Source organism: Haloferax sp. Atlit-6N (genome assembly GCF_003383195.1).
GTDB lineage: Archaea > Halobacteriota > Halobacteria > Halobacteriales > Haloferacaceae > Haloferax > Haloferax gibbonsii.
In genome coordinates, this window is sequence record NZ_QEQJ01000002.1 from 287,468 (window position 1) to 313,918 (window position 26,451).

The window sequence follows — 26,451 nt, forward strand, 5'->3', positions numbered from 1 at the left end:
AGAGCGTTAATCGTAGGCCACCTGCGGGTTGACGTAGGCGTACAGGGCGTCGACGAGGATGTTCACGAGGACGAACCCGACCGCGACGACGATGAGCGAGCCCTGTAAGACCGGCCAGTCGCGGGCGTTGATGCTGTTGATGATGAGCGTCCCGAGCCCCGGCCACGCGAAGACGGCCTCCGTGATGACGGCCCCGCCGATGAGCGTGCCGAGCTGGAGGCCGATGACGGTGATGACCGGAATGAGCGTGTTCCGAAGCGCGTGTTTGTAGCGGACCAGGGTCTCCGGGAGCCCCTTCGCCCGCGACGCGCGGACGTACGTCTGCCCGAGCTGGTCGAGCATCCCGCTGCGGGTGAGTCGCGTGATGAGCGCGGTGAAGTAGGTCCCGAGCGTGATTGCTGGCAGTGTGATGTGCCACAGCCACGTCACGAAGCCACGTATCGCCGCGCCCGCCTCACCGCCGACGAGAAGCATCGCGATGCCGTCGAGGCCGATGGGGCGCTGGCTCGTCGGGAACAGGTTCAACTGGACCGCGAGCACGAGGATGAGCATCACCCCGAGCCAGAAGTTGGGCGTGCTGATGCCGACCAGTGAGAACACGGTCGCGCCGTAGTCCGCGGGCTGGTGACGCCGCGTGGCCGACAGGACGCCGAGCGGAATCGCGATGACGACGGCGACGACGGTCGCCGCGATGGCGAGTTCCAGCGTCGCCGGGAGCTTCGCGACGACGCGCGCCGCGACCGGCGTTCGGGTCACGAGCGACAGGCCGAGGTCGCCGAACGGGATGCCCGAGACGAACTGCCAGTACTGCACGTACAGGGGCTCGTTCAGCCCGAGTTCGGCGATGACCTGCGCCCTTACCTCCGGGTCGACGTCGGGCGGTAACAGCACGTTCGCCGGGTCCCCCGGCGAGATGAACCGGAGGCCGAAGACGACCGTAATGACCCCCCAGATGACGAACAGCCCCTGGAGCGAGCGTTTGATGAGGAACCTCGACAGCGACATCGACTACTGCTGGCTCATCGCGTACGCGTCGATGCGCTCGTCGGAGCGGGCCTCCCAGGCGATGGCGTCGTTGACGCCGTAGACGCTGTACTGCTGGTTCAGGAATATCCACGGGCACTGCTCGTGGGCCATCGCGTTCGCCTCCTGGAGGGTCGCCTCGCGCTCCTCGCCGGACTGGTTGCCGGCCTGTTCGAGCAGCGCGTCGAACTCCTCGTTTTGCCACGTCGTGAGCGTCCCGTCGGAGGCGAGAAGCGCCTCCATGACGAGGCCGCCGTCGAACGTCGCCTCGCCCCAGCCGATGAGGAACCACGGCGGGCGGGCCTCGATGCTGCCCGCGAGCAGTTCGTCCACGAGCGACCCGAAGTCGCGCTGGCGAACCGTCGCCGTGACGTTCGGTAGCTCGTCGATGTAGCCCGCGACCGCCTGCGCGATTTCGAGGTCCTTCAGGTAGCGGCCGACCGGCGTGTTGAGTTCGATCTCCGCGCCGGCGTAGCCGGACTCTTCGACCAACTGCTCCGCCTGGTCCGGGTCGTACGGGTACGGGTCGAGGTCGGGGTTGTGGCCGACGAACTCGGGGAGCGTCGGCTGGCCCGTCTGCGCGCCGAAGCCGCCGAGGACGTTCTGGACGATGCTCTCGAGGTCGATGGCGTAGTTCATCGCCTGCCGGAACTCGACCGAGTCGAACGGTTCGACGTCGTAGCGCATCCCGTTGTAGATGATGCGGGTCGACGGGGCCGCGGCGACGCGCGCGTTGTCGGAGTTGGTGACGCGCTGGACCTCCTGGGGCGGGACGTTGACGATGAGGTCGGTCTCGCCCTGCAGGAGTTGGTTGACGCGAGTGCTGGCCTCGGACGCCGCGCGGAAGGTGAGGGTGTCGACCGCCGCGGGCTCCTGCCAGTAGTCCTCGTACGCCGTGAGGACGACCTCCTCGTCTTCGGTGTACGAATCGAGTTGGAACGGTCCGGTACCGTTCATGTTCTGACCGATGTACGCCTTGTCGTTCTCCTCGACCCACGACTGCTGCATCACGTCGAGGTAGGTCGCGAACTCGGAGAACACGATGGGGTTGAGCGAGGAGTTGTTGACCTTGACGGCGTTCTCGCCCTCGATGACTTCCGCGCCGGCGACGCCGGCGAGTTGGTCGCTCTGCGGACTGGCGAAGCTCACCTCCTCGTCGACGACGCGGTTGATGCTGTACGCGACGTCCTCGGGGGTGAGTTCGTCGCCGTTGTGGAACGTGACGTCCTCGCGGAGGTCGAACCGGACCGCGTTCTCCCCGTCGATGCGCTCGTAGTTCGTCCCCAGTGCGGTCTGAATCGACCCCGCCGCGTCGCGGGTCAGGACGCCCTCGTACGCGTGGAGGACGACGATGTCGGTCGTCGTCTCGCGGTGGTCGTGCGGGTCGAGGCCGGAGGGCATCTGGCCCTGCGTGATGGTCACGTCGAACGAGCCGCTGTCCTCGGTCGTCGTCGTTTCGGTGGTCTCGGTCTCCTCGCCGCCGGTCGTCGTCGTTTCGGTGGTCTCGGTCTCCTCGCCGCCGCCGCCGGAACAGCCCGCGAGCGCCGCCGACGCCGCCGCGCCGCCTGCCAACTTAATGTACGACCGTCGACTAATGTGTGAATTGGTATCAGCCATCGAAGGTAGATTGCGTCGGTCGTTCTTATATCCATTGCCTGTGATTCGGCTCCCGCATAGCGTTCTGCCCATATATTGTGCGCAGTTATGCTCCCGAGTCATCACCCCCCGAACACGGGGTACGTTTATTAGGGACTATCGCCGAACGATTCGTATGGCCGTGACCGGCCGTCCCACACTTCGGGACTTGTTCGACGAGTCGCCGACGCCTCACATCGCACACCCGCCGCGCACGCACCAACGACACTTCTACGTCGCGACGGACGGGTCGTACCGCCCGAACGGCGGCGGACTCGGTGCGGTGATAGAGACCCGCGACGGCGAGCGAGTCGCCCGTATCGCGCTCCCAGACGTGCCGCCGAACAACAACGTCTCGGAGTATCGCGCGCTCCACCTCGGACTGGACGTGCTCGCCAATCGCGCGCCGCCGGGCGCTCGCGTCGGCGTCCTCGTCGACCACGACGACCTCGCCGCGAACGTCAACAACGCGGTGCTCGCCGGCGACCATCCCGACTGGAAGTCGCCGAAGCGCATCGTCGTTCCCGCCGGCAGCGAACACCACTGGCGGGGGATTCAGGCCCGCATCGCCGGGTTCAAAGAGCTTCGCGCCGCGCGAATCGACAGCCGCGAGAACCCCGCGCACCCGCTGGCGAACGCGCCGGGGGAGTACGAACACGTCAACCGGCGGCCCGACCGCTGCGTGCTCCCCGACCCACCGGAGTTCGACACGGACTCCGGCACGGACGTGAGCTATCTCCCGCCCTCGCGGTTCGAGGGACGCGCGAGCGACTGAGCGCGAGGCGTCGACGGCGACCGCGTTCGCCCCCGCCTCCGTCGGGTGGGCCGCCGAGCGCGAGCCGTCTCATCGGGCCGTCGCCTCGTCGACGGCCGGTCACTACTTCGTCAAAAAGTTGACAACGCGGAGCGACGACGCTATCGCATGGACTCCGCGGAGACCGTCGACACGTTCGACCCGCGGCGACGCGGACTCTCGCCGCTCGGCGCGGCCGCGAGACGCCACGCACGCCGACTCGTCGCCACCGGCCTCTCGACGGCCGGTTTCGTCTTCGCCGCCGTCCGCGACCCCGGAATCCTGTCACCGGCCGCCGGCGTCTCACCGACCGCCGGTGTTTCGACGGATGTCGTTACCGCCGGCGGCCCGGCCTTGCTCGTTCGCCTCGAACTGGGCGTGCTCGCCGGCCTCCTCGCCGCCGGCGCTTCGCTCGTGTTTCTCGCCCAGCGCGACCCCGCAGTCGATATCCGCGCCGCGTGGGGCTGGTTCGCGCTCGCCGCCGCGGGGTTCCTCGTCGGAACCGCCGCCGCGCGTCAGGTCGCGCCCGCGCTCTTCGACCTCCTGGTCGAGTGGGGCCGCGTTACGGCCGACTCCCGCCAGTCGGCGCTCGAACTCGAACTGTTCTTCCCGGCCGCGGTCGGCGGCGGCGCGGCCGTCGCTCCGCTCTTGCTCGGATTACGCCGCGCCGGCGCGCTCTCTCGTCGACTCGCCGGCGGGACGAGAGGGCTGTCGCTCCTCTGTCTCGTCGCCTTCGCCGCGTGTTTCTCGCCGCCGGACTCGACGACGTTCGCGCTCTACGCGGCCCCGCCCGCGGTCGGACTGGGCGTCGCCGTCGCGTGGGTCGAGTTCGGGTGAGCGACTCGCCGAAAAATCCGAAGACCGACTGCGCGTTACGTTACTCTTCTTCCTGCGCGTCCACGACCGCCGTCGCCGCCAGCTCGAACGACCAGCTTTTTTCGGTTCGGGTTCGCTCCGCTCACCCTCCCCGGAAAAAGCTGGACCAAAAAATCCCTCGCTTCGCTCGGGTCCGTTACTCTTCCTGCGCGTCCACGACCGCCGTCGCCGCCAGATTGACGATGTCTTTGACTTCGTCGCCGCGCTGGAGGACGTGGACCGGCTTGTCCATGCCGACGAGCATCGGACCGATGGCCTCCGCGCCGCCGAGGCGCTGGAGGAGCTTGTAACCGATGTTACCCGCTTCGAGGTTCGGGAAGACGAGCAGGTTCGCGGGGTCGTCGAGCTCCGCGAAGTCGTAGGTGCCTTCGAGGATGTCCTCGACGAGGGCGGTGTCGGCCTGCATCTCGCCGTCGACCGGGAAGTCAACGGCGGGGTCGTCCTGCAGGAGCGCCGCGGCGTCGCGGGGCTTGCGCGTCCCCTCGTTCGTGACGCTCCCGAAGTTGGAGTACGAGAGCAGCGCCGCGCGGGGTTCGACGTTGAACTGGCGGGCCAGCTCCGCCGTGTGCTTCGTAATCTCCGCGAGAATCTCCTCGTCGGGGTCGAGGTTGACCGTCGTGTCGGCGCAGAAGACGACGCGGTTCTTGAACGTCATCATGTAGACGCCGGCCGCGTAGTTGGCGTCGTCGGCCGTGCCGATAATCTGCAGCGGCGGGCGGAGCGCCGAGGGGTAGTGGTGAGTCAGCCCCGTCAGCATCGCGTCCGCGTCGCCGACCTCGACCATGACGCTGGCGAAGTAGTTCGAGTCGCGGCGGACGAGTTCCTCCGCTTCGGACTTCGTGATTCCCTTGCGCTGGCGAAGCTCGTAGAGGCGGTCGACGTAGTGGTCCCACTCGCCGTCGCGGGGATTGGCGATGGTCGGGTCGAAGTCGAGGCCCAACTCCTCCGCCTTGCGCAGAATCGTCGTCGTCTTCCCGACGAGGATGGGCTCGGCGATGCCCTCCTCCTGCATCTGGTAGGCGGCGCGAATCATCTTCTCGTTGGAGCCCTCGGCGAGGGCGACCCGCTTGGGGTTCGACTTCGCCTTGTTGAGGACGACGCGCATCATCTCGCGGGACTTCCCGAGCCGGGCTTCGAGGCGCTCGCGGTACGCGTTCATGTCGAGGCGCTTGCGAGCCGCGCCGGAGGTCATCGCCGCCTGCGCGACCGCGGGTGCGACTTCGAACAGCACGCGGGGGTCGAGCGGCTTGGGAATGACGTAGTCGGCACCGAACTGGAGCGGGTGGTCGCCGTAGGCCTTGACGACCGCGTCTGGCACGTCCTGTCGGGCGAGTTCGGCGAGCGCCTCGGCGGCCGCGCGCTTCATCGCCTCGTTAATCTCGGTCGCGCGCACGTCGAGCGCGCCGCGGAAGATGAAGGGGAACCCGAGGACGTTGTTGACTTGGTTCGGGTAGTCGGAGCGCCCGGTCGCCATGATGACGGTGTCCTCGCGGGCCTCTTTCGCGTCCTCGTAGGTGATTTCGGGGTCCGGGTTGGCCATCGCGAAGATGACGGGGTTGTCGGCCATCGACCGCACCATCTCCTGGCTGACGACGCCGCCGACCGAGAGCCCCGCGAGAACGTCCGCACCCTCCATGGCGTCGGAGAGCGAGCCCTCGTCGACCGGCTTGGCGAACTCGGCTTTGTACTTGTTGACGTCGCCCGCTTCGACGCGCGACTCGGTGATGATGCCCGAGGAGTCGCACATCGTGATGTTCTCCTTTTTCGCGCCGAGGGAGACGTAGAACCGCGCCGTCGCGAGCGCGGACGCGCCAGCGCCGGAGAAGACGATGTCGAGGTCGTCGAGGTCCTTGTCCACGATGTCGGCGGCGTTCAGAAGCGCCGCGCCAGAGATGATGGCCGTGCCGTGCTGGTCGTCGTGGAACACGGGGATGTCCATCTGTTCACGGAGCTGTCGTTCGATTTCGAAGCACTCCGGGGCCTTGATGTCCTCCAGATTGATGCCGCCGAACGTCGGCTCCATGGCCTTCGTCGCCGCCACGAAGTCGTCCACGTCGGCGATGTCGAGTTCGACGTCGAACACGTCGATGTCGGCGAAGCGCTTGAACAGCACGCCCTTGCCCTCCATCACCGGCTTCGACGCCTGCGCCCCGATGTCCCCCAGCCCGAGGACGGCGGAGCCGTTCGAGACGACGCCGACGAGGTTGCCCTTCGCCGTGTACTCGTAGGCGGCGTCTTCGTCCTCCGCGATGTCGAGACACGGCGCGGCCACGCCCGGCGAGTACGCCAGGCTCAGGTCGCGCTGCGTGTTCGTCGGCTTCGTCGTCGCAATCTCGATTTTTCCGGGCGGGTCTTGTCTGTGATATTCCCGTGAGTCGTCGTCCAGTCCCATGACCCACACGTCCTCACGCAGGGGGCAAAAAGCTATTCAACAACGTCGAATTTTGACTTCGACAATAGTCGAATCCTCACCGGACGGCGGCGAGGTCGGGACGGCGAATCGACGCCGCTCCGCTCGAAAAATTACTCCGTTTCGATGTGAAGAATTTCCGGGCGTTCGAGTTCGACGGTCCCCTCGGCGTCGGTCACGGTCCGGGTCGGCCAGCGACCGGTCGCGGTCAGCACTTCGACGCCCTCGTCGGTGACGAGCGCCGTGTCCTCGCTTTTCGCCCCCTGAATGGTCGGGTTGTAGGCGTAACCCATCGGCGCGCGGACCTCGTCGTCGGCGTCGGGCGTGGCGAACCACTCGCGGCCGGCGAACCCGGCCGCGCCGCCCTGGTGGTGGTTCAGCCACTCCTCGGACTCGCCGACCGAGTCGTAGGCGTCACGGATGGCGTCGAACACGTCGCCGGCGGTGCCGCCTTCCACGGCGGCCTTTCGGGTCGCGGCCAGCGCCTCCGTCTCGACCCGCATCGCCCCCTCGTGCCGGGTTTCGAGCCACTCGGGCGCGTCGAACGCGACGGTGCGCGTGCAACTCGCGTAGAGGCCGCCGCGCTGGGCCGTCACGGAGACGAGCGCGTAGTCGCCGAGTTCCTCCTGTTTGGGCGTGTAGTGGCGGTACTTCTGGACCCGCCGCCCGCTGCCGACGAGCACGACCGGCGCTTCGATACCCATCGCGCTGAGCGTGACTTTCAGACCGGAGGCGACCTCGTGTTCCGTGTCGCCCGGTTCGAGTTCGCGACAGACCCGCTCGACGGCGCTCGCCGCGTCGCGGCCGAGTTCGCGGTAGGCCTCGATGTCGGCGTCGGAAAGCGGCTGGCGGACGGCCGCGGCGTCCACGTCCTCGAAGCCGGGCACGTCGAAGTCGGCGGCGGCGGGGGTCGGCGAGACCGCCTCGACGCCGGACGCCAGCGAGCCCTCGTACCACTGGAAGCGGTGGACGCGAACGTCCTCGTGGGGTACTTCCTCGTGGAGCAGCCGGGTCGCTTCGATGTTGTCCGTCACGACGTGGAACTCGTCGCCGTCGTAGCCGGCGGCGGCGACGCCCAAAGGCGAGTCGCGGTCGACGACGTTGTCGCCGCCGAGGAGCCACGCGAAGGAGTTCGGTCGGGCGAACCAGACCGCTTCGAGGCCGTTGTCGTCGAGGTAGCCATCGAGTCGGTCCGCTCGGGATTCGAGTCGCTCGTCCATGTTCGCGCGTCCAACCGAACCGACTTGAATGGGACGGCTCGGACAAGTGGGACGAAGCCCGTCGGGGCGTCCGGAGCCGACCGGTTCCGACCGGTGCCAGCCACGGGGCGGCGCTCCGGGGTGACGCCTTCGAGGACCATACCGACGAGATATAAGTTCGCGCGGTCCCGAGCCACGCGTATGACACCTCGGCTTCGCCGCCTCCTCGCGGGGGCCGCCGCGATGACCGGCGTCCTGATGGTCCTCGGCGTGTACACCGCCGCCTCGGGGGCCGGCCTCACCTGCGCCGGGCGCTGGCCGTTCTGCGACGGCTTCCTCGGCCTGTTCCCGGCCAACTGGGGCAGCTTCATCGAGTGGTTCCACCGCCTCGTCGCCATGCTCACCGGCTTCCTCATCCTCGGGACGACCGTGCAGGCGTGGCGCGAGGGCGTCGCGAAAGGCGTCCGCTACGCGCTCGTCGTCGCCACGGTCATCCTCCCGTTCCAAATCGTCCTCGGGGCGCTCACCGTCACCGAGTACGAGTGGGTCATCCTCACCGCCCACTACGTGGTCGCGACCTCCATCTTCACCGCCGTCGTCGCCGCCGCGGCGTGGGGGCTCGTCGACCGCGGCATCCCCCGCATCGCCGACGCGGTGAGACTGGCGCTCGTCGGCGCGCCCGTCATGCTCGTCCTCGCGCCCCACGCGTTCGTCTCCTTCGGCCCGACGACGCAAGCGGTCTACTACGTCGTCGGCCTCGCCACCTACGCCGCGCTCCTCGCGGTCACTCTCTGGGCGAACGCCGCCCACGGCCCGCGGGCGGACGCCTACGGCCGGCTCAGATTCGTCACCGCGCCCGCGAGCGTCGTGGTCGTCGCGCTCCTCATCGCCGGCCGGCAGGTGTACGGCCCGGCGCTCGAACTCGCCCACCTCGGCGGGACGGTCCTCGCGCTCGTCCTCGTCGTCGGCGCGGCGGTGCTCGTCCGCGGCGGGCTTCCGGTACCGCAGGCCGGCGCGACGAACGACGCGGACTGACGAGCGGACCGCAACCAGATCTGTCGTGCGCTCGCCCGGGTGTCGGAGATGCCTTCAATACTCGTCCCAATCGAGGCAATATTTACAACAGTATTGCCAGAAGTTGTACGACAATCCGAGACCAACGAAGGGGTGACGACGTTTCGCGGTTGGAGATATATCCCACCCATCTACACAATTCCCGGATATTTTTCGTCAATATCGGAACGAATTGACGAACGGACCGAAGAAGTGTTATACGGGGCTGTGCTACCTGAGGGCTGTTATGGAACGTCGCACCTTTCTGAAGGGCTCCGCCGGGGCCGCGGCCGCGTTCACGCTGGCCGGCTGTCTCGGCGGCGGCGGCAGCGGTAGCGAGACGATTACCATCGGCTCGGACATCCCGTACCGGCCGTTCGAGTACGAGACGACCGAGGGCGAACTCGTCGGCTTCGACGTCGACATCGCGCAGGCCGTCTTCACCGACGAACTCGGCTACGAACACGAGTTCCAGAAGACGAGCTTCGACAGCATCATTCCCTCGCTCAACAACGGGAACTTCCGCGTCATCATGTCCGCGATGACCATCACCGAGGACCGCGCCGAGCAGATCGACTTCTCGGACCCGTACTTCACGGCGTACCAGACGGTCATCGTCCTCAACCAGAGCGACATCTCCTCGAAGGAGGACCTCCGGGGCGTCACCGTCGGCGTCCAGAAGGGGACGACCGGCGAGAGCGCCGCGACCAGCCTCAAAGAGGAGTTCGGCGGCGACCTGACGATTCAGAGCTACGACCAGGTGACCGGCGCGTTCGACGCGCTCCGGAACAACCAGGTCAGCGCGGTCGTCAACGACAACACCGTCAACGCCGCGTTCGTCGAGCAGAGCGACAACGTCCGGTTCCTCGAGGGAGCCGGCGCCGCCGAAGAACAGGGCAAGGAGAACGCCCCACCGTACCTCACCCTCACCGTCGAGGAGTACGGTATCGGCTTCCGGAAGGACGACGACGACCTCCGCGAGGAGGTCAACGGCGCGCTCCAGACCATCCGCGACAACGGGACGTACGACGAGATTTACTCGGAGTACTTCTCCGGGTAACCCGAACCAGGACGCGTTTTTTATCCCACTACCGTGAGAAACACTACCAATGGCTGAATCTTACTCCGAGGGGCGAACCGGCGACGGTGAGTACCAAGAGCAGTTTTTGAACGACAAAACGCTCAGGCGACTGGGGGCGGCTGTCGCGGGACTATTCACGCTCGGAGTCGGCGGGTTCATCGCGGCGATTATCTTCACGCAGGTCGATTTCGAACTCTTCGTGGAGATTATCCACCCGCAGTTCGTCAACGCGTTCCTGCGAGTGCTCGGCATCGTCCTCGTGGGGAGCCTGCTGTCCGTCACCGCGGGCGTCTTCGTCGGACTCGGTCGGGTGTCGAACACGAAGTTCACGAACTCCGTTGCGACCGCCTACGTCGAGTTCTTCCGGGGCACGCCCCTTCTGTTCCAGTTGCTCGTCATCTACGTCGGGATTCCGGCGTTCTGGCCGCCGGGGCAGTTCCCCATCTCAGATTGGGGGTACCCCACGGCCATCATCGGACTGACGCTCAACCACGCCGCCTACGTCGGCGAGGCCGTCCGCGGCGGCATCGACGCCGTCCCGGAGGGACAGATGGAGGCCGCCCGCTCGCTCGGGATGTCCTACGTGCAGGGCATGCGCGAGGTCGTCCTCCCGCAGGCGTGGCGTAACGCGCTCGCCGCCATCGGCAACGACCAGGTCATCCTCGTGAAGGACACGTCGCTCCTGACGGTCATCGCCATCCCGGAACTCATCAGCGCGTTCCGCAACGTCAACTCGACCACGTTCGACCCGTGGACGCCCATCATCCTCGTCGCCATCGCCTATCTCATGATTACGATTCCGCTCGGCAAAATCGTCAACCACCTCGAGGCCCGCGCCGACTGGGGAGGTGACCGCCGATGAGTCTCCTCGAATTCGACGAGATTGACAAGTACTTCGGCGAGACGCACGTCCTGAAAGACGTCGACCTGAACGTCGAAGAGGGCGAAGTGTGCGTCATCATCGGCCCCTCGGGGTCCGGGAAATCGACGCTGCTTCGCTGTGCGAACCGCCTCGAAGAGATTCAAGACGGCGAGATTCGCCTCGAAGGCCAGTCCATCTCCGCGGCCGACGCCGACATCAACCGCCTGCGCCAGCGCATCGGCATGGTGTTCCAGAGCTTCAACCTCTTTCCGCACAAGACGGCGCGGGAGAACGTGACGCTCGCCCCGACGAAGGTCAAGGGTCTCAAGAAAGGCGACGCCGAGCGCCGCGCCGACGAACTGCTCGACCGCGTCGGCCTCCGCGCGCAGTCGAACTCCTACCCGAACCAGCTCTCCGGCGGCCAGCAACAGCGCGTCGCCATCGCCCGCGCGCTCGCGATGGACCCGCACGTGATGCTGTTCGACGAGGTCACGAGCGCGCTCGACCCCGAACTCGTCGGGGAGGTGCTCGACGTGATGCACGACCTCGCCGAGGAGGGCATGACGATGCTCGTCGTCACCCACGAGATGGGCTTCGCCCGCGAGGTCGGCGACCGCATCGTCCTCATGGCCGACGGCAAAGTCGTCGAGGACTCGCCGCCCGAGGTGTTCTTCGAGAACCCGAAGACCGACCGCGGCAAGCAGTTCCTCTCGAAACTGCTCTGAGCCGGGGTAGCCGGGCACACACCCGGATTCTTCCAACAAGCTTATCCCCCGAAACGCCGCTTGCTGCGGCATGAACTACGCTCCCCGCGAATTCAGTCACGAACCGCCCGATTGCGAACACACCAAGGCCGTTCTCTTCTGTCAGACCTGCGGTCGCGCCGCCGGTATCGACGAGTGGCCCGAACAGACGCACGACGGCCGGACGGTCCGACTCGATTGCCCGGACTGCGGCGAGGTCGTCTGGCGCGGACTGGACGACGAGGCGACCGAAGAACGTCGAGCGCCGACGCCGACGCCCTGAGCCGGCACCGAGCGTCCGAACCGACGACAGCCCTGTTTTACGGAACCATCACTTCGACGCCGACGGTGTCGTAGTCGGTCATCGCGGCCAGCCGCTCGGGAACCTCGTCGAGCGAGACGGTCTTCGTCACGAGCGACCCGGGGTCGACCGCGTCCGACGCGAGCAGCGAGAGCAGGTCGTCCGCGCTCGTCGGCGGCATCCCGCGCGCGCCGAGGAACGACACCTCGTGTCTCGTCATCCAGTCGGTCGGCAGCGACACGTTCCCCTTTTCGGCCTCGGTCGTCAGCCCGACCTGCACGTGCGAGCCCCGCGGCCGGACCGACCGGACCGAGTTCCGGCAGGTCTCCGCGACGCCGAGCGCGTCGAGCGAGACGTGCGCCCCGCCGTCGGTCAGCCCCCGGATGGCTTCGACCGGGTCCTCCGTGGAGCCGTTGACGACGGCGTCCGCACCGAGGTCGGCGGCCGCGTCCAGCGCGGAGTCGCGCACGTCGACGGCGACGACCCGCGCGCCGAGGACGTTCGCCACCTGAATCGCAGAGAGGCCGACGCCGCCGCAGCCGTGGACGGCGACCCACTGGCCCGCGCGGAGCCCGGCGCGGGCGTCGAGGGCGTTGTAGGCGGTCATGAACCGGCAGCCGAGCGCGGCCACGTCGGTCGGCGAGACGCCCTCGGGGAGCCGAATCGCGTTGTAATCGGCGGAGGGGAGATGCACCAAGTCGGCGAACGCGCCCTGCGCGGAGAGTTCGAAGCCGAGGGCGTTGGGGTGGTCGCCCGTGCAGACGTTGCCGTGGCCGGTCCGACAGTAGCCGCACGAACCGCACGCGAGGTTGAACGGCAAGGCGACGCGGTCGCCCTCCGCAATTGTCTCGACGCGCTCGCCGACTTCGACGACGCGGCCCGCGGGCTCGTGACCGAGAATCTGTCCGGACGGAACCGCGTCGTTTGCCCACTCGCCGTGGCCCATCCACGAGTGCCAGTCGCTCCGGCAGATGCCGCAGGCCTCGACCTCGACGACGACGCCGTCGGGGTCGCACGTCGGGTCGGGGACTTCGGTCACGTCGAGCGGTTCACCGTGTTCGCGGAGGACTGCGGCTCTCATACGCGCGGTTCGTCGGGCGGCCCCAAAAAGCTCCGCGTGGCGTCAATCTCGGGCGGCGGGAAGCGGTGGAAACGCGGCGGAATCGCGCGGGGACGCAGCGAACGGTCCCTCAGAAGAAGTCGTCGAGGCCGGACTGCCCGTCGTCGGTCGAGGCGTCGGACTCGTCGCTCTCGGTCGACTCGTCGGCGTCGGCGTCCCGGTCGAGCACGTCGTCGGAGCCGCCACCATCGCCGTCGGCGGCCGCGGCGTCGCCCTCGATGGCCACGTCCTCCATCCCGGCGAACGCGCCGCCGGCGTGTGCCTCGACCAGTTCCTCGCGGAGTTCGCCGGCGTCCTCGACGATGGACTGGACCTTGTTCGTCGTCTCGCCGCTCCCGGTGACGAAAGAGACGTGGGACTCGTCGAACTCGTAGTAGGCGGCCATGGCGACGGTCAGCTCGCGGGGCTTGCAGTGGTGGGTGATAGCCGAGAGGTACGGGAGGACCTCGCGGCGGGCGGTCGCCATGCTGAAGCCGCCCTGTTCCGCGATTTTTCGGACGACGGTGTCGCGGGTCTTGTCGCGGGTCGAGCGGTAGGGTGCGCCGCCGTAACGCGTCCACCCGCCGCGGGTCCGGTCGCGGGAGGCCGCGACGCCGGCGGCGAGGTTGTCGGTCGCGTAGCGCCAGTAGGAGTAGTTCTGCGTGGCGCGCACGCGGCCGAGCCAGCGGTCGGCGTTGGCGAGGAAGTCGTAGGCGCGGGCGAGTTCGTCGGGTTCGTAGACGAGCGAGACCTTGTCCTCGACCCACTTCGTGAGGTCGTCGGGCGTCTCGTCCACGTCGTAGGCGGTGTAGAGCGCCTCCTGTGCGGACTTTTCTTTGAGGACGGCGTCGAGGAACTCGAACAGGCCGACGGAGCGGTCGCGGTCGCCCATGACCACGTCCTCCTCGGTGATTTCCTCGCGGCCCTCGGCGATGGCCTGTAGGTCGTTGACGGCCGACCGCAGGTCGCCGCTGTTCATCTCGGCGATGCGGTCGAGGGCGTCGGACTCGAACGCCAGCCCCTCCTTGCGGCAGATGTCGCGGAGGACGGGGACGATAGAGCGGGCGGACACGTCGCGGAACTCGATTTCCTGACAGGCGTTCCGAAGCCCGCGGCTCATGTCGTAGAACTCGTTTGCGATGAGGACGATGGGCTGGCTCGACGACTTGACGAGCCGGGTGACGGCGCTGGCCCCGCCGCGGTCGTAGTTGCCGTGGATGTTGTCGGCCTCGTCGAGGATGACCAACTGCCGGGTGGACGTGCCCGCGGAGGAACCGGCGAGCGTCGCGTTCTTGGCGGCGCGGCCGGCGAAGCGTTCGATGACGTCGCCGGTCCGCTGGTCCGACGCGTTCAGCTCGACCGTCTCCCAGCCCATGTCGGCGGCGAGCGCGTGGGCCGCGGAGGTCTTTCCGATGCCCGGGCTCCCGTGGACGACGACGGCCTCCCGGTGGTCGTCCCACGTCTTGGCCCACTCCGCGAGGGCGTCACGGGCCTTGTTGTTGCCGCGGACCTCGGAGAGCGTCGATGGGCGGTACTTCTCCGTCCAGTCTACCATTACCGGAAGGAGGACCGAGGCGCGTTTAGTGGTTGCGGAGCGCCGCGCACTGGGCGGACGCGGACTCACCACGCCGCCCGCCGCGCCCGGTTCCGGGCGTCGACGAGCGACCACCCGAGCGCCGCGAGCGTGGTGAGACAGACGACGAACAGCGCCACGACGACGCCGACTCGTCCGACACCGGCGTAGTAGCCGGCGCTGTCGATGACGCCGGCGAACAGCAGACCGAAGGCGACGAGGCTGAGCGGCCGCGCCCACAGCTGGCTCCGAACGAGTCCGACGCCCGTCGCCAGAAGCGACACGCCGGTCAGCCCGCCCAACACGAGCGACGCGAACAGCGCGAACGGGTCGGTCCGCGGTTCCATGACGGGTCCGCGCTCGACGGTCAACACCCAGATGGCGAGCGTCACGGCTCCCATGACGAGCGCGTAGCCGCCGACCGTTCGCTCCCAGTCCATAGCGACTCCCTTCTGTCAGACGCGCTCCGGCCACAAATACGCATCTCCGCGTTCTCGCGCGGGAGAACGTGTGTGCGACCGGAACGTGTTCGAATCCGACTGCTCTGTCGGCCGCGGCCGCTCGCCGGACACTGTCCCGTGCCGACACGTGTCAATGTTCAGAAAACTTATTAGCGCCCTCCGAGTGGACTCCGTTCCATGTTTCCCGACGAAATCGTGACCCCGCGGCTCAGGCTCCGCGCCCTGTCGCGGGAGGTCGTCGACCCGTTGGACGCGTACGAACACTTCGCCGCCTCGCGGTCGGACACCATCGAAGAGGAGACCGAGTTCGTCACGTGGGGTCCCCACGAGACGCCCAAGGAGACGCTGGACTTCCTCGAACAGGCCGAAGAGGGCCACGAGTCCGCCGAAAACGCCATCTACGCCGTCTTCCCGCGCGACGGCGAGGACGGCGCGGGCGAGTTCGCGGGCACCGCCGGCTTCAACCCTGAGTGGGACAAGCGCCGGGCCGTCTTCGGCATGTGGCTCCGAAAGGAGTTCTGGGGCCGCGGCTACTCGGGCGAGCGCGCCGCCGCGTTCTTCGCCGCCGTCTTCGACGTGCTCGACCTCGAGGTCGCGCTCGCGTACGCCATGCCCGAAAACGAGGCGTCGTGTCGAGCCATCGAGAAGTACACCGACCGCTTCGGCGGGCAGGAAGACGGGCTGTTCCCCAACGAAACCGTCGACGCCGACGGGACGCCGCGCGACGTTCGCGGCTGGTCCGTGACCCGCGAACAGTGGGAAGACGCGACGGGCGGCGACTACGACGCCGAGTTCCGCTGGGAGGGTCGCGAGTGAGCGAGCTCTTTCCCGAAGTCGTCGAGACGCCGCGGCTCCGACTGGTCGCCCGCCGCCCGAAGCACGTCGGCGTCCACGAGGCCTACGACCTGTGTTCGGCCCCCGAGATGGACGACGTGACCCGGTACATGCCGTGGTCGCGCCACGAGACGCCGAAGGTGACGAAGGACTTTCTCGACCGCGGGGAGTCGAGTTGGACCGACGCGGAGAGCGCCGACTACGCGATTATCCCGCGCGAGGGCGAGGAAGGTGCGGGCGAGATTGCGGGGTTCGGCGGCCTCCACACCGAGTGGGACCGCCGCGTGGGCGAACTCGGCCTGTGGCTCCGGCCGCGTCACTGGGGCCGCGGTTACTCGGGCGAGCGCGCCGCGGCGCTGGCGGCGCTCGCGTTCGACGCCTTCGACCTCGACGTCGTCTCGGTGTCGCACGTCGCGGACAACGAAAAGTCCCAGCGCGCCATCGAGAAGTACACGGCGGCGCTCGGCGGCGGCCTCGACGGCCGCGAGCGAAACAGCATCGTCATCGACGGCGACCCGGCCGACGAACTCCGCTACAGCGTCTCCCGCGAGGACTGGCTCGACGCGACGGGCGGCGACTACGACGCCGAGTTCCGCTGGGACGTCGACCCCGACGACGTTCGCTGACCCCGACTTATTCTCCGCCGGGGACCGCGCCGGCGACGACGCGGCCGCCCTTCAGGACCGCCGCCGGGTCGTTCAGCACCGTCAGGTCCGACAGCGGGTCGTCGTCGAAGACGAGCAGGTCGGCGTACGCGCCGGGTTCGACGACGCCGCAGTCGTCCAGCCCGACCGCGTCGGCGGCCGTCTCGGTCATCGCCCGGATGGCGTCCAGCGGCTCCATCGCGTGTTGCGCCATGAACTGGACCTCGGAGGCGTTGCCGCCGTGGAAGTTGAACGGCGTGCCCGCGTCGGTGCCGCCCGCGATGCGGACGCCGGCCTCGGCGGCCAGTTTGAACGACTCGATGTGACGCTCGTAGACGGTCTCAGTCTTCGCCACGTCCTCCTTCGTCGCCGCCTCGGTGTTGCGGACGATGTGGTACGGCGCGGAGAGCGTCGGCACGAGCGTCGCGTCGCGCTCCAAGAACAGGTCGATGGCCTCGTCGTCGAGGAACGTCCCGTGTTCGACCGTGTCGACGCCGGCCCGGATGGCCGCTTTCACGCCCTCCCCGCCGTGGGCGTGGGTCGCGGTGTGGACACCCCGCCGGTGGGCCTCGTCCACGAGCGCGTGGAGCTCCTCCTCGGTGAACGCCACCGCGCCGGGGTCGCTGCCGGGCGTCGTCACCCCGCCGGTCGTCATGAACTTGATGAAGTCGGCACCCAGTTTCACCTGCTCTCTGACGGCCTTTCGGGCCTCGGTCGCCCCGTCTATCTCGCGGCCCATGTGGTGGCCGTGGCCGCCGGTAATCGTTATCGACCGGCAGTTGGCGACCGTCCGCGGACCGGGCACGTCCCCGGCGTCGATGGCGCGTTTCAGCGCCACGTCGATGTCTCGCGCGCCCATCACGCGAGCGCCCGTGACGCCCGCTTCGAGCGTCTTCCGAGCGTTTCGCGCCTCGACCAGCGTGAGTTCGGCGTCGGACATGCCGACCACGTCCTCGACGCTCCGCTCGCCCGACAAGGAGAAGTGGACGTGCGCGTCCACCAGTCCGGGGGTGACCGTCTTCCCGGCGAGGTCGACGACTCGCTCGTCCCCGCGGGGGTCGAGGTCGCCGACGGCCTCGATTCGCCCCGTCTCGGCGTCGGTTCGAACGTCCGCCTCGTCGATGACGCGGTCGCCGCGAATCACCCGTGGGCCCCGAAGTAACATGCCCGTCGCTATCGCACGGCGAGACTTGAACGTGACCCTCCGGTATTCGATGGCCGTCGGGCGGTCGCTGGACGCGTCGCCGTCATCACGTATCGGCACCGCGTACCGCGAGAGGCCCTCTCACGGCGGCCACGAGACATTTACGGGAGAACGACAATCGCTTCCGACACGATGTCAACGACACCTGAATCGACCCGCGGTTCCACACCATCGACGCTTCGGTCGGTCGGCAGCGGCGGCGTCGCCGGTCTCGGGGCGGCCCTCTTCGGCTACCTCGTGACCTACCTCCTCACCTCCTCGACCATCGAGAACTCGACGGCCAGCCAGGTGCTCGAAGCCCTCGGCTCCGACATCTCGACGTGGAAGGTCGTCGGCTGGGTGTTCATGAGCGCCCACGGCGTGACCACGACGTTCCCCGGGCTGTTCGGGACGACCTCCTCCGCGAACCTCATCGAGAGCGTCGAGGCGTTCTCGCCGGTGCTCTACGTCGCGCCCGTGGTCGCGCTCCTCGCGGCGGGCGCGCTCGCGGCCGTCGTCAGCGGCGCGTCCTCGACGCGGGCGGGCGCGCTGGCCGGCGCGGGAACCACCGTCGGCTACCTCGTCTTCGCGCTCGCGGGCATCGCGCTTTTCACCGTCACCGTCGGCGACGCGGCCGTCAGCCCCGACCCGGTCACGTCCGCGCTCCTCGCGGGCGTCGCGTACCCCGCGGTTCTCGGCACCGTCGGCGGCCTCGCGGCCACGGCGCTCCGGTAGTCGCGCCTGTCCGAGCGCTCGAATCTCCGTTCTCCGCTCCTCGCGTTCTTCGACTCAGAGGTCGCGAGCGACGAGTTCGCCCCAGTGGTCGAAGCCGTAGCGGTCGTAGAACGCCCGCGCCCGGTCGTTCGCCTCGTCCACGTCGAGGACGATTCGGTCCAACGGGAGGTCCTGCGAGCGCGCGTGGTCCAGTACGGCCTCCATGAGTTCGTCGGCGACGCCCGTGCCGCGGTAGTCGGCGTCGAGGAACAGCTCGTTGAGGACGGCGGCGTCCCAGATGAACGTCATCTCCTCGGGGAGCGCGAAGGCGTAGCCCACGAGAGTCGCGTCGTCGCCGCGGTCGTCGTCGCCGTCATCGCCGTCGCTCTCGACGCCGCCATCACCGTCTCCACCACCCGACACCGCCTCCGCGACGACGACGCACCCGGGGTCGTCGCTCGCGCAGCGCTCGACCCACGAGAGGTAGCGCTCGCGGTAGTCGTCGGTGAGCTTCGCCTCGTAGGTGGTGAGCTTGTCGTCGCCGCCGGTTCCCTCGCCGATGCCGAGTTCGAACCCGCGTTTCAGTTCCCAGAACGCGGCCGCGTCGCCCGGTTCGTAGGGTCGCACCTCGACGCCGTCGGGTGTCTCGCTCATGGACGCGGATGCGTCGCCATCGGTTATGAACGCTCGGAGTCGCGAGCCGCGGCCGCTCCCCCGTCCCGTTCCGACGACTCACTCCGTCCGCCCGCGCAGGCGCTCCGAGAGGAGCCGACCGCCGACCACGCCCGCACCGAGGACGATGAGCATCAACTCCGTCCCCGACGAGGCCAGCGGAGCGACCCGCTCGACGTTCTCGGGTTCCGCGCCCGGCGAGGGGTCGACGACGGTGCTGTAGTGGAGCGTCTCCGTCGTCGGCGGTGGCGACGCCGACGCCGGCCGTAGCTCGACGAACGTCTGGACGAACCCGCGCGTGCTCGACCACTCGGCGCGCCCGCTAATCGAGTAGAACGCGTCGTGCAGCGGGTAGAAGGCGTTGACGCCGTTTGTGAACAGGTCGGGGAAGATACCCCCACAGAGGAGCGCGGCGATGCCGACCCACGAGACCACGACGCCGCGAGCGCCCCACCGACCGCGAATCGCGGAGCGCTCGGGGTCACGAACCCGCGTGTCGTAGGCCACGACGGCGGCGAGGGCGAGCGGAAACAAGAGCGTGTGAAACAGCGCGCGGTGGCTGCCGGGAAGGAGCGTGCTGGTGAACGAGTCGAGGTCGGGGACCGCGGCGGCGGCGAGCGCGACGCCGACCGAGCGGGCGTCGAACCAGCGACCGAGGAGGGCGGCACCGACGAGTCCGCCGACCGCGACGTGGACGAGGGTCGATGGCATACCGCGTAGTGGTCGGGCGACGACCTTCAGGGTTCCCACGGGGTTCGTCAGGCGACGACTACCACTTTCGACACCCTTTTGCGGGACACTCACGCACGTTGTCCCATGACTCACTCCTCGGTCGGACCGAGGTGTTCGCGATGACCGCGGCACCGCGCGACGACCTCGCCCGCCGCATCGCGGGCGAGATTACCCTCTCGGACGACCCCGGCGCGACGCTCCGGAAGTGGCGGACCGACTTCGACATCTCCCAGACGGCGCTCGCCGAGCAGTTGGACGTGTCGTCGTCGGTCGTCTCCGACTACGAGAGCGGTCGCCGCGAGAGCCCCGGCATCGGCGTCATCCGCCGGATGGTCGAGGCGCTTCTCGACATCGACGAGGCCCGCGGCGGCAGTCGCATCCGGCAGTACGCCCGCGTCCTCTCGGCCGGCTTCGAGAGCGACATCGTCCAAGACCTCCGGGAGTACCCCACGTCGATTCCGCTGGACAGCTTCTACGACGCCATCGGCGCGACGCCCATCGTCGACGGCGACCAAGACCGCATCAGCGGCCACACCGTCATCAACAGCATCCAGGCCATCACGCGACTCTCCTCGGAGGAGTTCTACCGGCTCTACGGCCAGTCGACGAGTCGGGCGCTCGTCTTCACCGGCGTCACCCGCGGCGAGTCGCCGCTCGTCGCCATGCGCGTCGTCACGCCGACGCCGAACGCCGTCGTCCTCCACGGCCTCTCGGAGGACGAACTCTGGGAGCACGCGCCCGCGCTCGCCACTATCGACGGCTTCGCGCTCGCCGTGACCGACCGCGACCTAGACGAGATGCTCGAAGACCTGCGGAAGCTTCCCTGAGTCCGCCGTCGCAACTCGATTTTCCCGTTCTCTCCGATTCGATTCGAATTTCCAGAGTGTCCGTCCGAGGGCGAAAAAAGCCGAAGGGCGGCCGCGACGATGTCACTCCATGGATATTCGCGACCTCCAATCGCACCTCGAAACGGCGTTCGAATACCCCGTTGCGACCGACCGCGTACTCGAACGCGTCGGCGACATCGAAGTGACCGCGCCGAACGTCGACGACGCGGAGACCGTCGAGGCCATCCTCGACCCCCTCGGAGCCGAGACCTACGAATCGGCCGCCGACCTGTACAACACGATACTCGGAAGCGTGAGCGACGACTACATCGGCAGAAAGTTCTACGACGACCGGGGCGCGGACCCCGCTGACTCGTGGTCGATACTCCCCGAACAGGCGCGGTCGTTCTAACGACCTGCGCTTCGTCTCCGTACTCGCTTCGCTCGTGTGGTCGGTCCGCGCTACTCCACGTATTCGTAGCGGCGCTCGTTCATCCGACCCCAGCCCGTGAAGACGAACTCGGCTTCGGGTTGGGTGAACTCCTCGACCTCGATCTCCTTTTCGTGGTTGTGCACGTCGTGGATGAGCTCGTAGTCGTCGAAGGAGATCTCGGTTCGGGCCGCGAGCTGGTCGTCCACGTCCACGGCCTCGATTTCGTCGAGCCACGTCTCTTGGACCGTCTCGGCGTGAATCTCGGCCTGCGCGCCGGAGCCGTACGACCCGACGAGAAGCTGCTTGCCGGTCATGTCTTTCCCCTCGTCGGCGGCGGCGATGAGCGCCGACAGTCGGGCGATGTGGACCGAGCCGGTGTACCAGTTGCCGACGCGGCTGGAGATGTCGAGCGTCGGCTCGATGACGCGGCCGTACCAGTCGCGGTACTGTTCGGTCGTCTTCAGTTCGTCCATGTAGCCGCGGATGGCCTCCTCGTAGTCGTCCCACGTCTCGAAGTCCTCCTCGCGGGGCTGGCGGCCGATTTCGGCTTCGAGGTCGTCTTCGATGTCGGTGTCGCGGGTCATGTGACGGAACCCGAGGAGGGCCGCCTTCCGAACCATGCCGGGGAACGGCGTGTGGAACGGGATGTACTCGAAGAGGTCGGGGTGCGTGCGGCCCGCGACGCTCTCGTAGTCTTCGAGCGCCTCGCGCATGCGGGCGAGGTACACCTGCATGGAGCGCTTGCCGTCCACGGAGGGGAACTGCTGATTCGGCTTGAGGAAGTCGGTCTCGTCCATGCTGCCGTAGCCCTGCTCGGTCGAGAGTTCGACGAGGTCCGGGTCCTCGTCGATGAGCATCGCCACCGCGCCCGCGCCCTGCGTCGCCTCGCCGGGGTCGCCGCGCTCGTAGAGGGCGGTGTCGGTGGCGATGACGAGCGCCGCGCGCCCGCGGTTGCGTCCCGCCTTAATCCAGTTGTAGGCGTCGTCGAGGCTCTGGGTGCCGGCGATACAGGCGAACTTGCGCTCGCCCTTGTTCGCGTGGCGGAAGTCGCCGTCGTACACCTGTTCGAGACAGCCGGCGATGTACGTCGACACCGGCTTGGAGTTGTCGAACGCCGACTCGGTCGCCACGTCGATGCGGCCGATGTCCGCGGGCGTGAGCCCCTTTCGGTCCATCAGTTGCTTGGCGGCGTTCGCACCCATCGTGACGATGTCCTCGTACACGTCCGGGAACGACGACGTGTGGAGACCGAGGCCCTTCGTGTACTTCTCCGGGTCTTCGCCCTTCACCGGCGCGAAGGTGTTGGGGAGGTCTAACACGAGTTTGCCCGTCCAAATCTCCATGGCGTCGATGCCGACGGAAGTCATGGTCGATGCTACAGAACCGAGGGATAAGGTTTTGTCGATGGTGAGTTACGTCGGTTGTCGAACTGTTCCTCAAACGGGAGACGGTTGATGTGGGTACGTCGTGTTCCCCTCGATGACGTTCCCGTTGTTCGCGGTGTAGGATATCGACCGTGCCGCGTCGATGATGGCGTCTCGAAGATCGATGTCGCCGTCGTTAGCGGTCAGTTCGATATCGCCCTGCGAACCGCCGTACGACCGAACAGTCGAGCGCCGAAGGTCGATTCCTCCGCCGTTCGCAGTTATCGACACGCGCCGGGTTCCCTCAAGTATCGCGTCAGTCGCCGAAACGGAGCCCGACGAGATGAGCACGACTTCGTTGTTTCCGCCACCAGTTCCGCCACCAGCGGTCAGGTTTGCACCGTCCAAGACGATGTCACCGGTGTTTGCTCGTATCGTAATCTGCTTACTGGTGAGGACGCTCCCGGAGATGTTCACCGACGGAACGTTGTACGTGACTGACGAGTCGCCAGCATCGATATCGACGCCCTCCGGGATGACCAGCGGTGTATTGGCGTTGTAGTCGCCACCGTCGAGTTCAGAGATGGGGACGGACTCCTCGCCAGGGTCCTGGACACCATCGTCGTCCGTGTCGAGGAAGGGCTCATCGCCGCCTCCACTACCACCGTCACCGCCACCGCCGTCACCGCTTCCAGACCCGACCTTGACGGAAATCGTATCGTAGGAGCCACCAGCAGTCGCGTATGCGGTCGCGACACCATCCGCGACTGAGACAGTCGTCGTCGCGGTACCACTTCCACCGGTCGTTCCCGTGCCCAACCCACCCGTCAGTACAGACGAGTTGTTCGTCGCGAAGTCGACCACCACGTTCGCGACTGACATCCCGGTTTCACGATCTGTCACGTCGACGTTGCCATCGAACTGCGAGACGCTACTGCTGTTGACAACGAGCGTGTCGTTCGAACTGTAATAGCTGACTGCGCTCCCGCCGGTTGAGTCCATCGCGGGTCCGTCCCATACGACGTTGTATGGGCCGGTCGTCCCTGTTCCCGACCCACCGGCCACGACGTCTACATCCGCGTCCTGCCGGCGAGATGCATCGAAGCTATTCGCCGGATTGCGGTCGATGCTCGCCTGCAACGTGTAGGTTCCCGAAGTCGGTGTGTCGAGCGAGACAGTCACCCGTCCGTCGGTGTCCGTCCGGAGATTCGTCAGTCCAGTTCCTGTCTGGCCCTGTGCCGAGAGCGTCGTCGACGGGAGCGCAGTCGTGTTCACCGTCACGCCACTCACCGGGTTGTTGTACCTGTCTCGGACCTCGAACGTCGCCGACGAACTACTGGTCTCGACGACTGTGATATAATGTGCCGACGGTTCTTCGTCATCTGACCCAACTTCGACCGCTCCGACGCGGAGGTCGTACGTCACGCCCGTTTTCATCTCGATAAAGACGGTATCGCCGGGACCGTCGGTGACACTATAGACGTAGTCATCGTCGCTTTCCGGGTCGTTCAACTCACCGTCGTCTTCGAGCACGTCACGCCACTCGGCCGCCGACAGTTTCGTCGGGACCGTGATATTCACGCGTTCTGATGTGTTTGTCACGGAGACTGTCCGCGTCGCCGGGCTGACCGCCTGCGCGTCGACGGTCGCGGACCCGACACCGTTCTCGGAGTAGTTTCCACCGAGAAGGACGAGCGAAATCGTCCGGCCGTTTATCAGCGACTGCCCGGTGAGCGTTCCGTTGTAGCCGGTCTCGAACCGGTTGTACGCGATGGTGTTTTCGTACACCGTCGTCGGGGTGGACTGCATGACGTTGTAGTCCGGCCGGTATTCGAGCGATTTGGTGGGGTACGAGAGACCGCCGTCGACGTAGTCACTCGTCTCGGCTTCCGTCGTCTCGATGTTCGAGACCGCGAGTGTCCCGAGGTCCCGCGTCTGCAGCGTCCCCGATACGGGACCGGGGTTGACGAACAGCGTCCGACTCGGATACCGCGTCCCCAACGAAACCGTCGAAGGGCGCGCGGTCGGCTCCGACGAACTCTCGATGACTGCACCGCGAAGCGATTTGAACTGGTCGTGGACCTCTTGGTTGTGTAGGAACTCGACCTGTTCGTTCTGATTCGGGACGACGGTCGCTTGGTACATCGACATCGAGATGATGATGATACCAAACAGCAGCACTGCGCCGATTTGGACAGTAACCGCTCTTTCGTCCCCCCGAAATCCCATATGTCGTGAAGATACCCGAAACGGGAAAAAGACTCCTACAGAAGCGAGAGGCCGAGCTTAGTCTTCTTCTTCGACGACTTCGGGCTCCGAGAGGCCGCTCTGGAGGCTGTCGAGGCCGTTGACCCACTCGGTGACGAGTCCGAATTCGAGTTCGTCGAGAACCTCGATGTCGAGGTCGTCGCCGTCGATGACGCGGGTGCCGACCTGGACGATGTAGCCGAGCGCGCTGTCGAGGTCGTCGGCGGCCTCGGCGTCCGCGGCGGCGCGGATGTAGGCGTCCATGTCGTCTTCGAGTTCCGCGGGGCCGGCGACGATGAACTCCTCGGCGGCGAAGAAGGCACACGAGAGGCTCGTCTGGACGCTCCCGATGAGGATTTCGGCCTCCTCGTTCTCCGACTCGAACTCGGGTTCGGCCATGACGATGTCGTGGACGGTCGAGAGCTCGTCGAGCGCCTCTTCTTCGCCCAGCGTGTCGTCGTCGTAGGCGGTCAGAATCTTGGCGATGGCGATGGCCGCGTCGTTCTGGATGTTCATCAGAAGACGGCCGGTCTCCTCGCTTTCGAGGTCCAGGTCCTCTTCTTCGACGCGCGTCAACCAGTTCTGCCAGCGTTCCGGCGAGTAGTATCGTTCCTCGGCCTCGGTCATACCTACAACCTCCCGTGCCGGACTCAAATGCCTTTCTTATCCTGCTTGTGACCGTGCGAGGGCTCGACGTGGGAGAAGACGGCGCAATTCGACTCGTGCGCCGGTCTCGGCAGCCGTTCCGCGCTCCGCCCGACAGTCCCTATCGGTCGAGCGTCGCTTCGGTGTCGACGCCGTAGACCAGCGCGGGCGTCTCGACGTGAGCGTTCCTGACGGCGTCCTCGCGCCCCTCGTCGAGGAGCCAATCGACGCGCCGGGGGACGGTCTTCGGCCCCATCACCGCGCCGGGGCGGTCGGGGTCGTCGATGAAGTCGGTCTCCATGAGGAACGGGTCGCCCCGCTCGGCGGCGTCTTCGAGGCGGTCCTTGTCGCTCATGACGCTCGGCGTGCCGCCGGTCAGGTGGCCCTGCGCGTAGTGTTTGACCACGCGCTCTCCGGGGACGCCGCGCTCGTCGGCCCACTCGGCTACGTCCGAGAGGTCGGTCGTCGACTCCGTGTGGAGTTGGAGCGCGCAGTCGCAGTCCGCGGCGAGGTCGAGGCCGTGTCTGAGGACGGCGTTCGAGGCCTCCCAGACGGCGTCCGTGACCTCGTAGTGCGGGCGGCCGGACTTGAGCGCGAGCGCGTCGCCCTCGCGGACGAACTCGGCGGCGGTGTCGAGGCCGGCGCACATCAGGTCGCGGGCGGCCTCGGGGTCGTAGCCGCGGTCGTCGACGAGCTTCGAGACGAGACCGGGGTGGACGCCGAGGACGGGCCACGCGCGTCCGGGAAGTAGCTCGGAGGCCTCGCGGACGACTTCGACCGTCGTCTCGAAGACCGGGCGGAAGTCCTCGCCCGTCTCGACCTCGTGGCCGAGGAGCCACGAGGGCTTGTTGACGACGAGGAGGTGCGTGCCGCCGCTCCGGGCGAAATCCTTCACCGCCTCCAGCCCGCGACCGTGGTCCGGGTCGAGGTGGAGGTGGTTGTCCACGACCGGCGTGTCGAACTCCTGCATGGACGACTGGTCGGTCGGGGGAGGAAAAAGCGAACCGTTCGCGGTCGGTCGTGTCGAGTTGAGTCAGGCGCAGTCGG

The 26,451-nt window shown here is 67.3% G+C and carries 26 protein-coding genes; 12 read left to right on the plus strand and 14 right to left on the minus strand.

Annotated features, from left to right (window positions below; all coding sequences use genetic code 11):
- Window positions 1-6 precede the first annotated feature (6 nt).
- Window positions 7-1,005 carry an ABC transporter permease gene (locus tag DEQ92_RS10725; RefSeq protein WP_004975185.1) on the minus strand — a complete coding sequence of 333 codons (999 nt, stop codon included), beginning with the start codon at window positions 1,003-1,005 and terminating at the stop codon, window positions 7-9.
- 3 nt (window positions 1,006-1,008) lie between these two features.
- Window positions 1,009-2,595, minus strand: a complete 1,587-nt coding sequence (locus DEQ92_RS10730) for an ABC transporter substrate-binding protein (RefSeq protein WP_004975189.1) — start codon at window positions 2,593-2,595, stop codon at window positions 1,009-1,011.
- A 199-nt stretch (window positions 2,596-2,794) separates the two neighbouring features.
- On the opposite strand from DEQ92_RS10730, the gene DEQ92_RS10735 reads away from it, so the two are divergent.
- Together DEQ92_RS10735 and DEQ92_RS10740 are read left to right on the plus strand one after the other, a co-directional pair.
- Window positions 2,795-3,433 carry a ribonuclease HI gene (locus DEQ92_RS10735; RefSeq protein ID WP_004975191.1) on the plus strand — a complete coding sequence of 213 codons (639 nt, stop codon included), beginning with the start codon at window positions 2,795-2,797 and terminating at the stop codon, window positions 3,431-3,433.
- A gap of 147 nt (window positions 3,434-3,580) precedes the next feature.
- Window positions 3,581-4,288, plus strand: a complete 708-nt coding sequence (locus DEQ92_RS10740; RefSeq protein WP_004975195.1) for a twin-arginine translocase subunit TatC — start codon at window positions 3,581-3,583, stop codon at window positions 4,286-4,288.
- Window positions 4,289-4,463: 175 nt separating this feature from the next.
- On the opposite strand, the gene DEQ92_RS10745 is transcribed toward DEQ92_RS10740, so the two are convergent.
- Window positions 4,464-6,719, minus strand: coding sequence for an NADP-dependent malic enzyme (locus DEQ92_RS10745; protein WP_004975197.1), 2,256 nt, complete (start codon window positions 6,717-6,719; stop codon window positions 4,464-4,466).
- A 131-nt stretch (window positions 6,720-6,850) separates the two neighbouring features.
- Window positions 6,851-7,957 carry a Xaa-Pro peptidase family protein gene (locus tag DEQ92_RS10750; protein ID WP_004975200.1) on the minus strand — a complete coding sequence of 369 codons (1,107 nt, stop codon included), beginning with the start codon at window positions 7,955-7,957 and terminating at the stop codon, window positions 6,851-6,853.
- A gap of 222 nt (window positions 7,958-8,179) precedes the next feature.
- Between DEQ92_RS10750 and DEQ92_RS10755 the strand changes: the two genes are divergently transcribed.
- The 5 genes from DEQ92_RS10755 to DEQ92_RS10775 all read left to right on the plus strand — a co-directional run bounded on the left by DEQ92_RS10755 (window position 8,180) and on the right by DEQ92_RS10775 (window position 11,958).
- Entirely contained in the window at window positions 8,180-8,971 is a 792-nt protein-coding gene (locus DEQ92_RS10755) for a COX15/CtaA family protein (protein ID WP_193363460.1), read from the plus strand.
- Between the two features lie 265 nt (window positions 8,972-9,236).
- Window positions 9,237-10,049, plus strand: a complete 813-nt coding sequence (locus DEQ92_RS10760) for a basic amino acid ABC transporter substrate-binding protein (protein WP_115820757.1) — start codon at window positions 9,237-9,239, stop codon at window positions 10,047-10,049.
- Window positions 10,050-10,098: 49 nt separating this feature from the next.
- Window positions 10,099-10,932: an amino acid ABC transporter permease gene (locus tag DEQ92_RS10765; RefSeq protein WP_050459615.1), complete on the plus strand. Its 834-nt coding sequence runs from the start codon at window positions 10,099-10,101 to the stop codon at window positions 10,930-10,932.
- Complete coding sequence (locus DEQ92_RS10770) at window positions 10,929-11,657, plus strand: amino acid ABC transporter ATP-binding protein (RefSeq protein ID WP_115820758.1); 729 nt, start codon at window positions 10,929-10,931, stop codon at window positions 11,655-11,657. The genes DEQ92_RS10765 and DEQ92_RS10770 overlap by 4 nt, the downstream gene beginning before the upstream one ends.
- Window positions 11,658-11,727: 70 nt before the next feature.
- Entirely contained in the window at window positions 11,728-11,958 is a 231-nt protein-coding gene (locus tag DEQ92_RS10775) for a hypothetical protein (protein ID WP_004975210.1), read from the plus strand.
- 37 nt (window positions 11,959-11,995) lie between these two features.
- On the opposite strand, the gene DEQ92_RS10780 is transcribed toward DEQ92_RS10775, so the two are convergent.
- The 3 genes from DEQ92_RS10780 to DEQ92_RS10790 form a co-directional block, all read right to left on the minus strand.
- On the minus strand, window positions 11,996-13,057 hold the full coding sequence (locus DEQ92_RS10780) for a zinc-binding dehydrogenase (RefSeq protein WP_004975212.1): 1,062 nt from the start codon (window positions 13,055-13,057) through the stop codon (window positions 11,996-11,998).
- 109 nt (window positions 13,058-13,166) lie between these two features.
- Window positions 13,167-14,630, minus strand: a complete 1,464-nt coding sequence (locus tag DEQ92_RS10785; RefSeq protein WP_004975215.1) for a replication factor C large subunit — start codon at window positions 14,628-14,630, stop codon at window positions 13,167-13,169.
- A gap of 65 nt (window positions 14,631-14,695) precedes the next feature.
- On the minus strand, window positions 14,696-15,088 hold the full coding sequence (locus DEQ92_RS10790) for a hypothetical protein (RefSeq protein WP_004975218.1): 393 nt from the start codon (window positions 15,086-15,088) through the stop codon (window positions 14,696-14,698).
- A gap of 198 nt (window positions 15,089-15,286) precedes the next feature.
- Here DEQ92_RS10790 and DEQ92_RS10795 point away from each other — a divergent pair, with 198 nt between their 5' ends.
- A complete protein-coding gene (locus tag DEQ92_RS10795; RefSeq protein WP_115805111.1) occupies window positions 15,287-15,925 on the plus strand; it encodes a GNAT family N-acetyltransferase in 639 nt (212 codons plus the stop codon).
- On the plus strand, window positions 15,922-16,569 hold the full coding sequence (locus DEQ92_RS10800) for a GNAT family N-acetyltransferase (RefSeq protein ID WP_004975221.1): 648 nt from the start codon (window positions 15,922-15,924) through the stop codon (window positions 16,567-16,569). The genes DEQ92_RS10795 and DEQ92_RS10800 overlap by 4 nt, the downstream gene beginning before the upstream one ends.
- 7 nt (window positions 16,570-16,576) lie before the next feature.
- On the opposite strand, the gene DEQ92_RS10805 is transcribed toward DEQ92_RS10800, so the two are convergent.
- A complete protein-coding gene (locus DEQ92_RS10805; RefSeq protein ID WP_115805112.1) occupies window positions 16,577-17,752 on the minus strand; it encodes an amidohydrolase family protein in 1,176 nt (391 codons plus the stop codon).
- Between the two features lie 171 nt (window positions 17,753-17,923).
- On the opposite strand from DEQ92_RS10805, the gene DEQ92_RS10810 reads away from it, so the two are divergent.
- Window positions 17,924-18,505, plus strand: coding sequence for a hypothetical protein (locus tag DEQ92_RS10810; protein ID WP_004975225.1), 582 nt, complete (start codon window positions 17,924-17,926; stop codon window positions 18,503-18,505).
- Window positions 18,506-18,559: 54 nt separating this feature from the next.
- On the opposite strand, the gene DEQ92_RS10815 is transcribed toward DEQ92_RS10810, so the two are convergent.
- Entirely contained in the window at window positions 18,560-19,138 is a 579-nt protein-coding gene (locus tag DEQ92_RS10815) for a GNAT family N-acetyltransferase (protein ID WP_004975227.1), read from the minus strand.
- A 78-nt stretch (window positions 19,139-19,216) separates the two neighbouring features.
- Window positions 19,217-19,867: a metal-dependent hydrolase gene (locus tag DEQ92_RS10820; protein WP_004975228.1), complete on the minus strand. Its 651-nt coding sequence runs from the start codon at window positions 19,865-19,867 to the stop codon at window positions 19,217-19,219.
- Between the two features lie 140 nt (window positions 19,868-20,007).
- On the opposite strand from DEQ92_RS10820, the gene DEQ92_RS10825 reads away from it, so the two are divergent.
- The gene (locus tag DEQ92_RS10825) at window positions 20,008-20,715 is read left to right on the plus strand and encodes a helix-turn-helix domain-containing protein (protein ID WP_004975230.1); all 708 of its coding nucleotides are present in this window, start codon (window positions 20,008-20,010) and stop codon (window positions 20,713-20,715) included.
- A 109-nt stretch (window positions 20,716-20,824) separates the two neighbouring features.
- Entirely contained in the window at window positions 20,825-21,127 is a 303-nt protein-coding gene (locus DEQ92_RS10830; RefSeq protein WP_004975234.1) for a hypothetical protein, read from the plus strand.
- Between the two features lie 50 nt (window positions 21,128-21,177).
- Here the strand turns inward: DEQ92_RS10830 and hmgB are convergent, their stop codons facing one another.
- From hmgB to DEQ92_RS10850, 4 genes are all read right to left on the minus strand, one after another.
- Entirely contained in the window at window positions 21,178-22,515 is a 1,338-nt protein-coding gene (hmgB, locus tag DEQ92_RS10835) for a hydroxymethylglutaryl-CoA synthase (protein ID WP_004975237.1), read from the minus strand.
- A 69-nt stretch (window positions 22,516-22,584) separates the two neighbouring features.
- On the minus strand, window positions 22,585-24,741 hold the full coding sequence (locus DEQ92_RS24075) for an Ig-like domain-containing protein (protein ID WP_115820759.1): 2,157 nt from the start codon (window positions 24,739-24,741) through the stop codon (window positions 22,585-22,587).
- Window positions 24,742-24,798: 57 nt separating this feature from the next.
- Window positions 24,799-25,386 carry a DUF2150 family protein gene (locus tag DEQ92_RS10845; protein WP_004975254.1) on the minus strand — a complete coding sequence of 196 codons (588 nt, stop codon included), beginning with the start codon at window positions 25,384-25,386 and terminating at the stop codon, window positions 24,799-24,801.
- Between the two features lie 139 nt (window positions 25,387-25,525).
- A complete protein-coding gene (locus DEQ92_RS10850) occupies window positions 25,526-26,374 on the minus strand; it encodes a TatD family hydrolase (protein ID WP_050459607.1) in 849 nt (282 codons plus the stop codon).
- Window positions 26,375-26,451 lie beyond the last annotated feature (77 nt).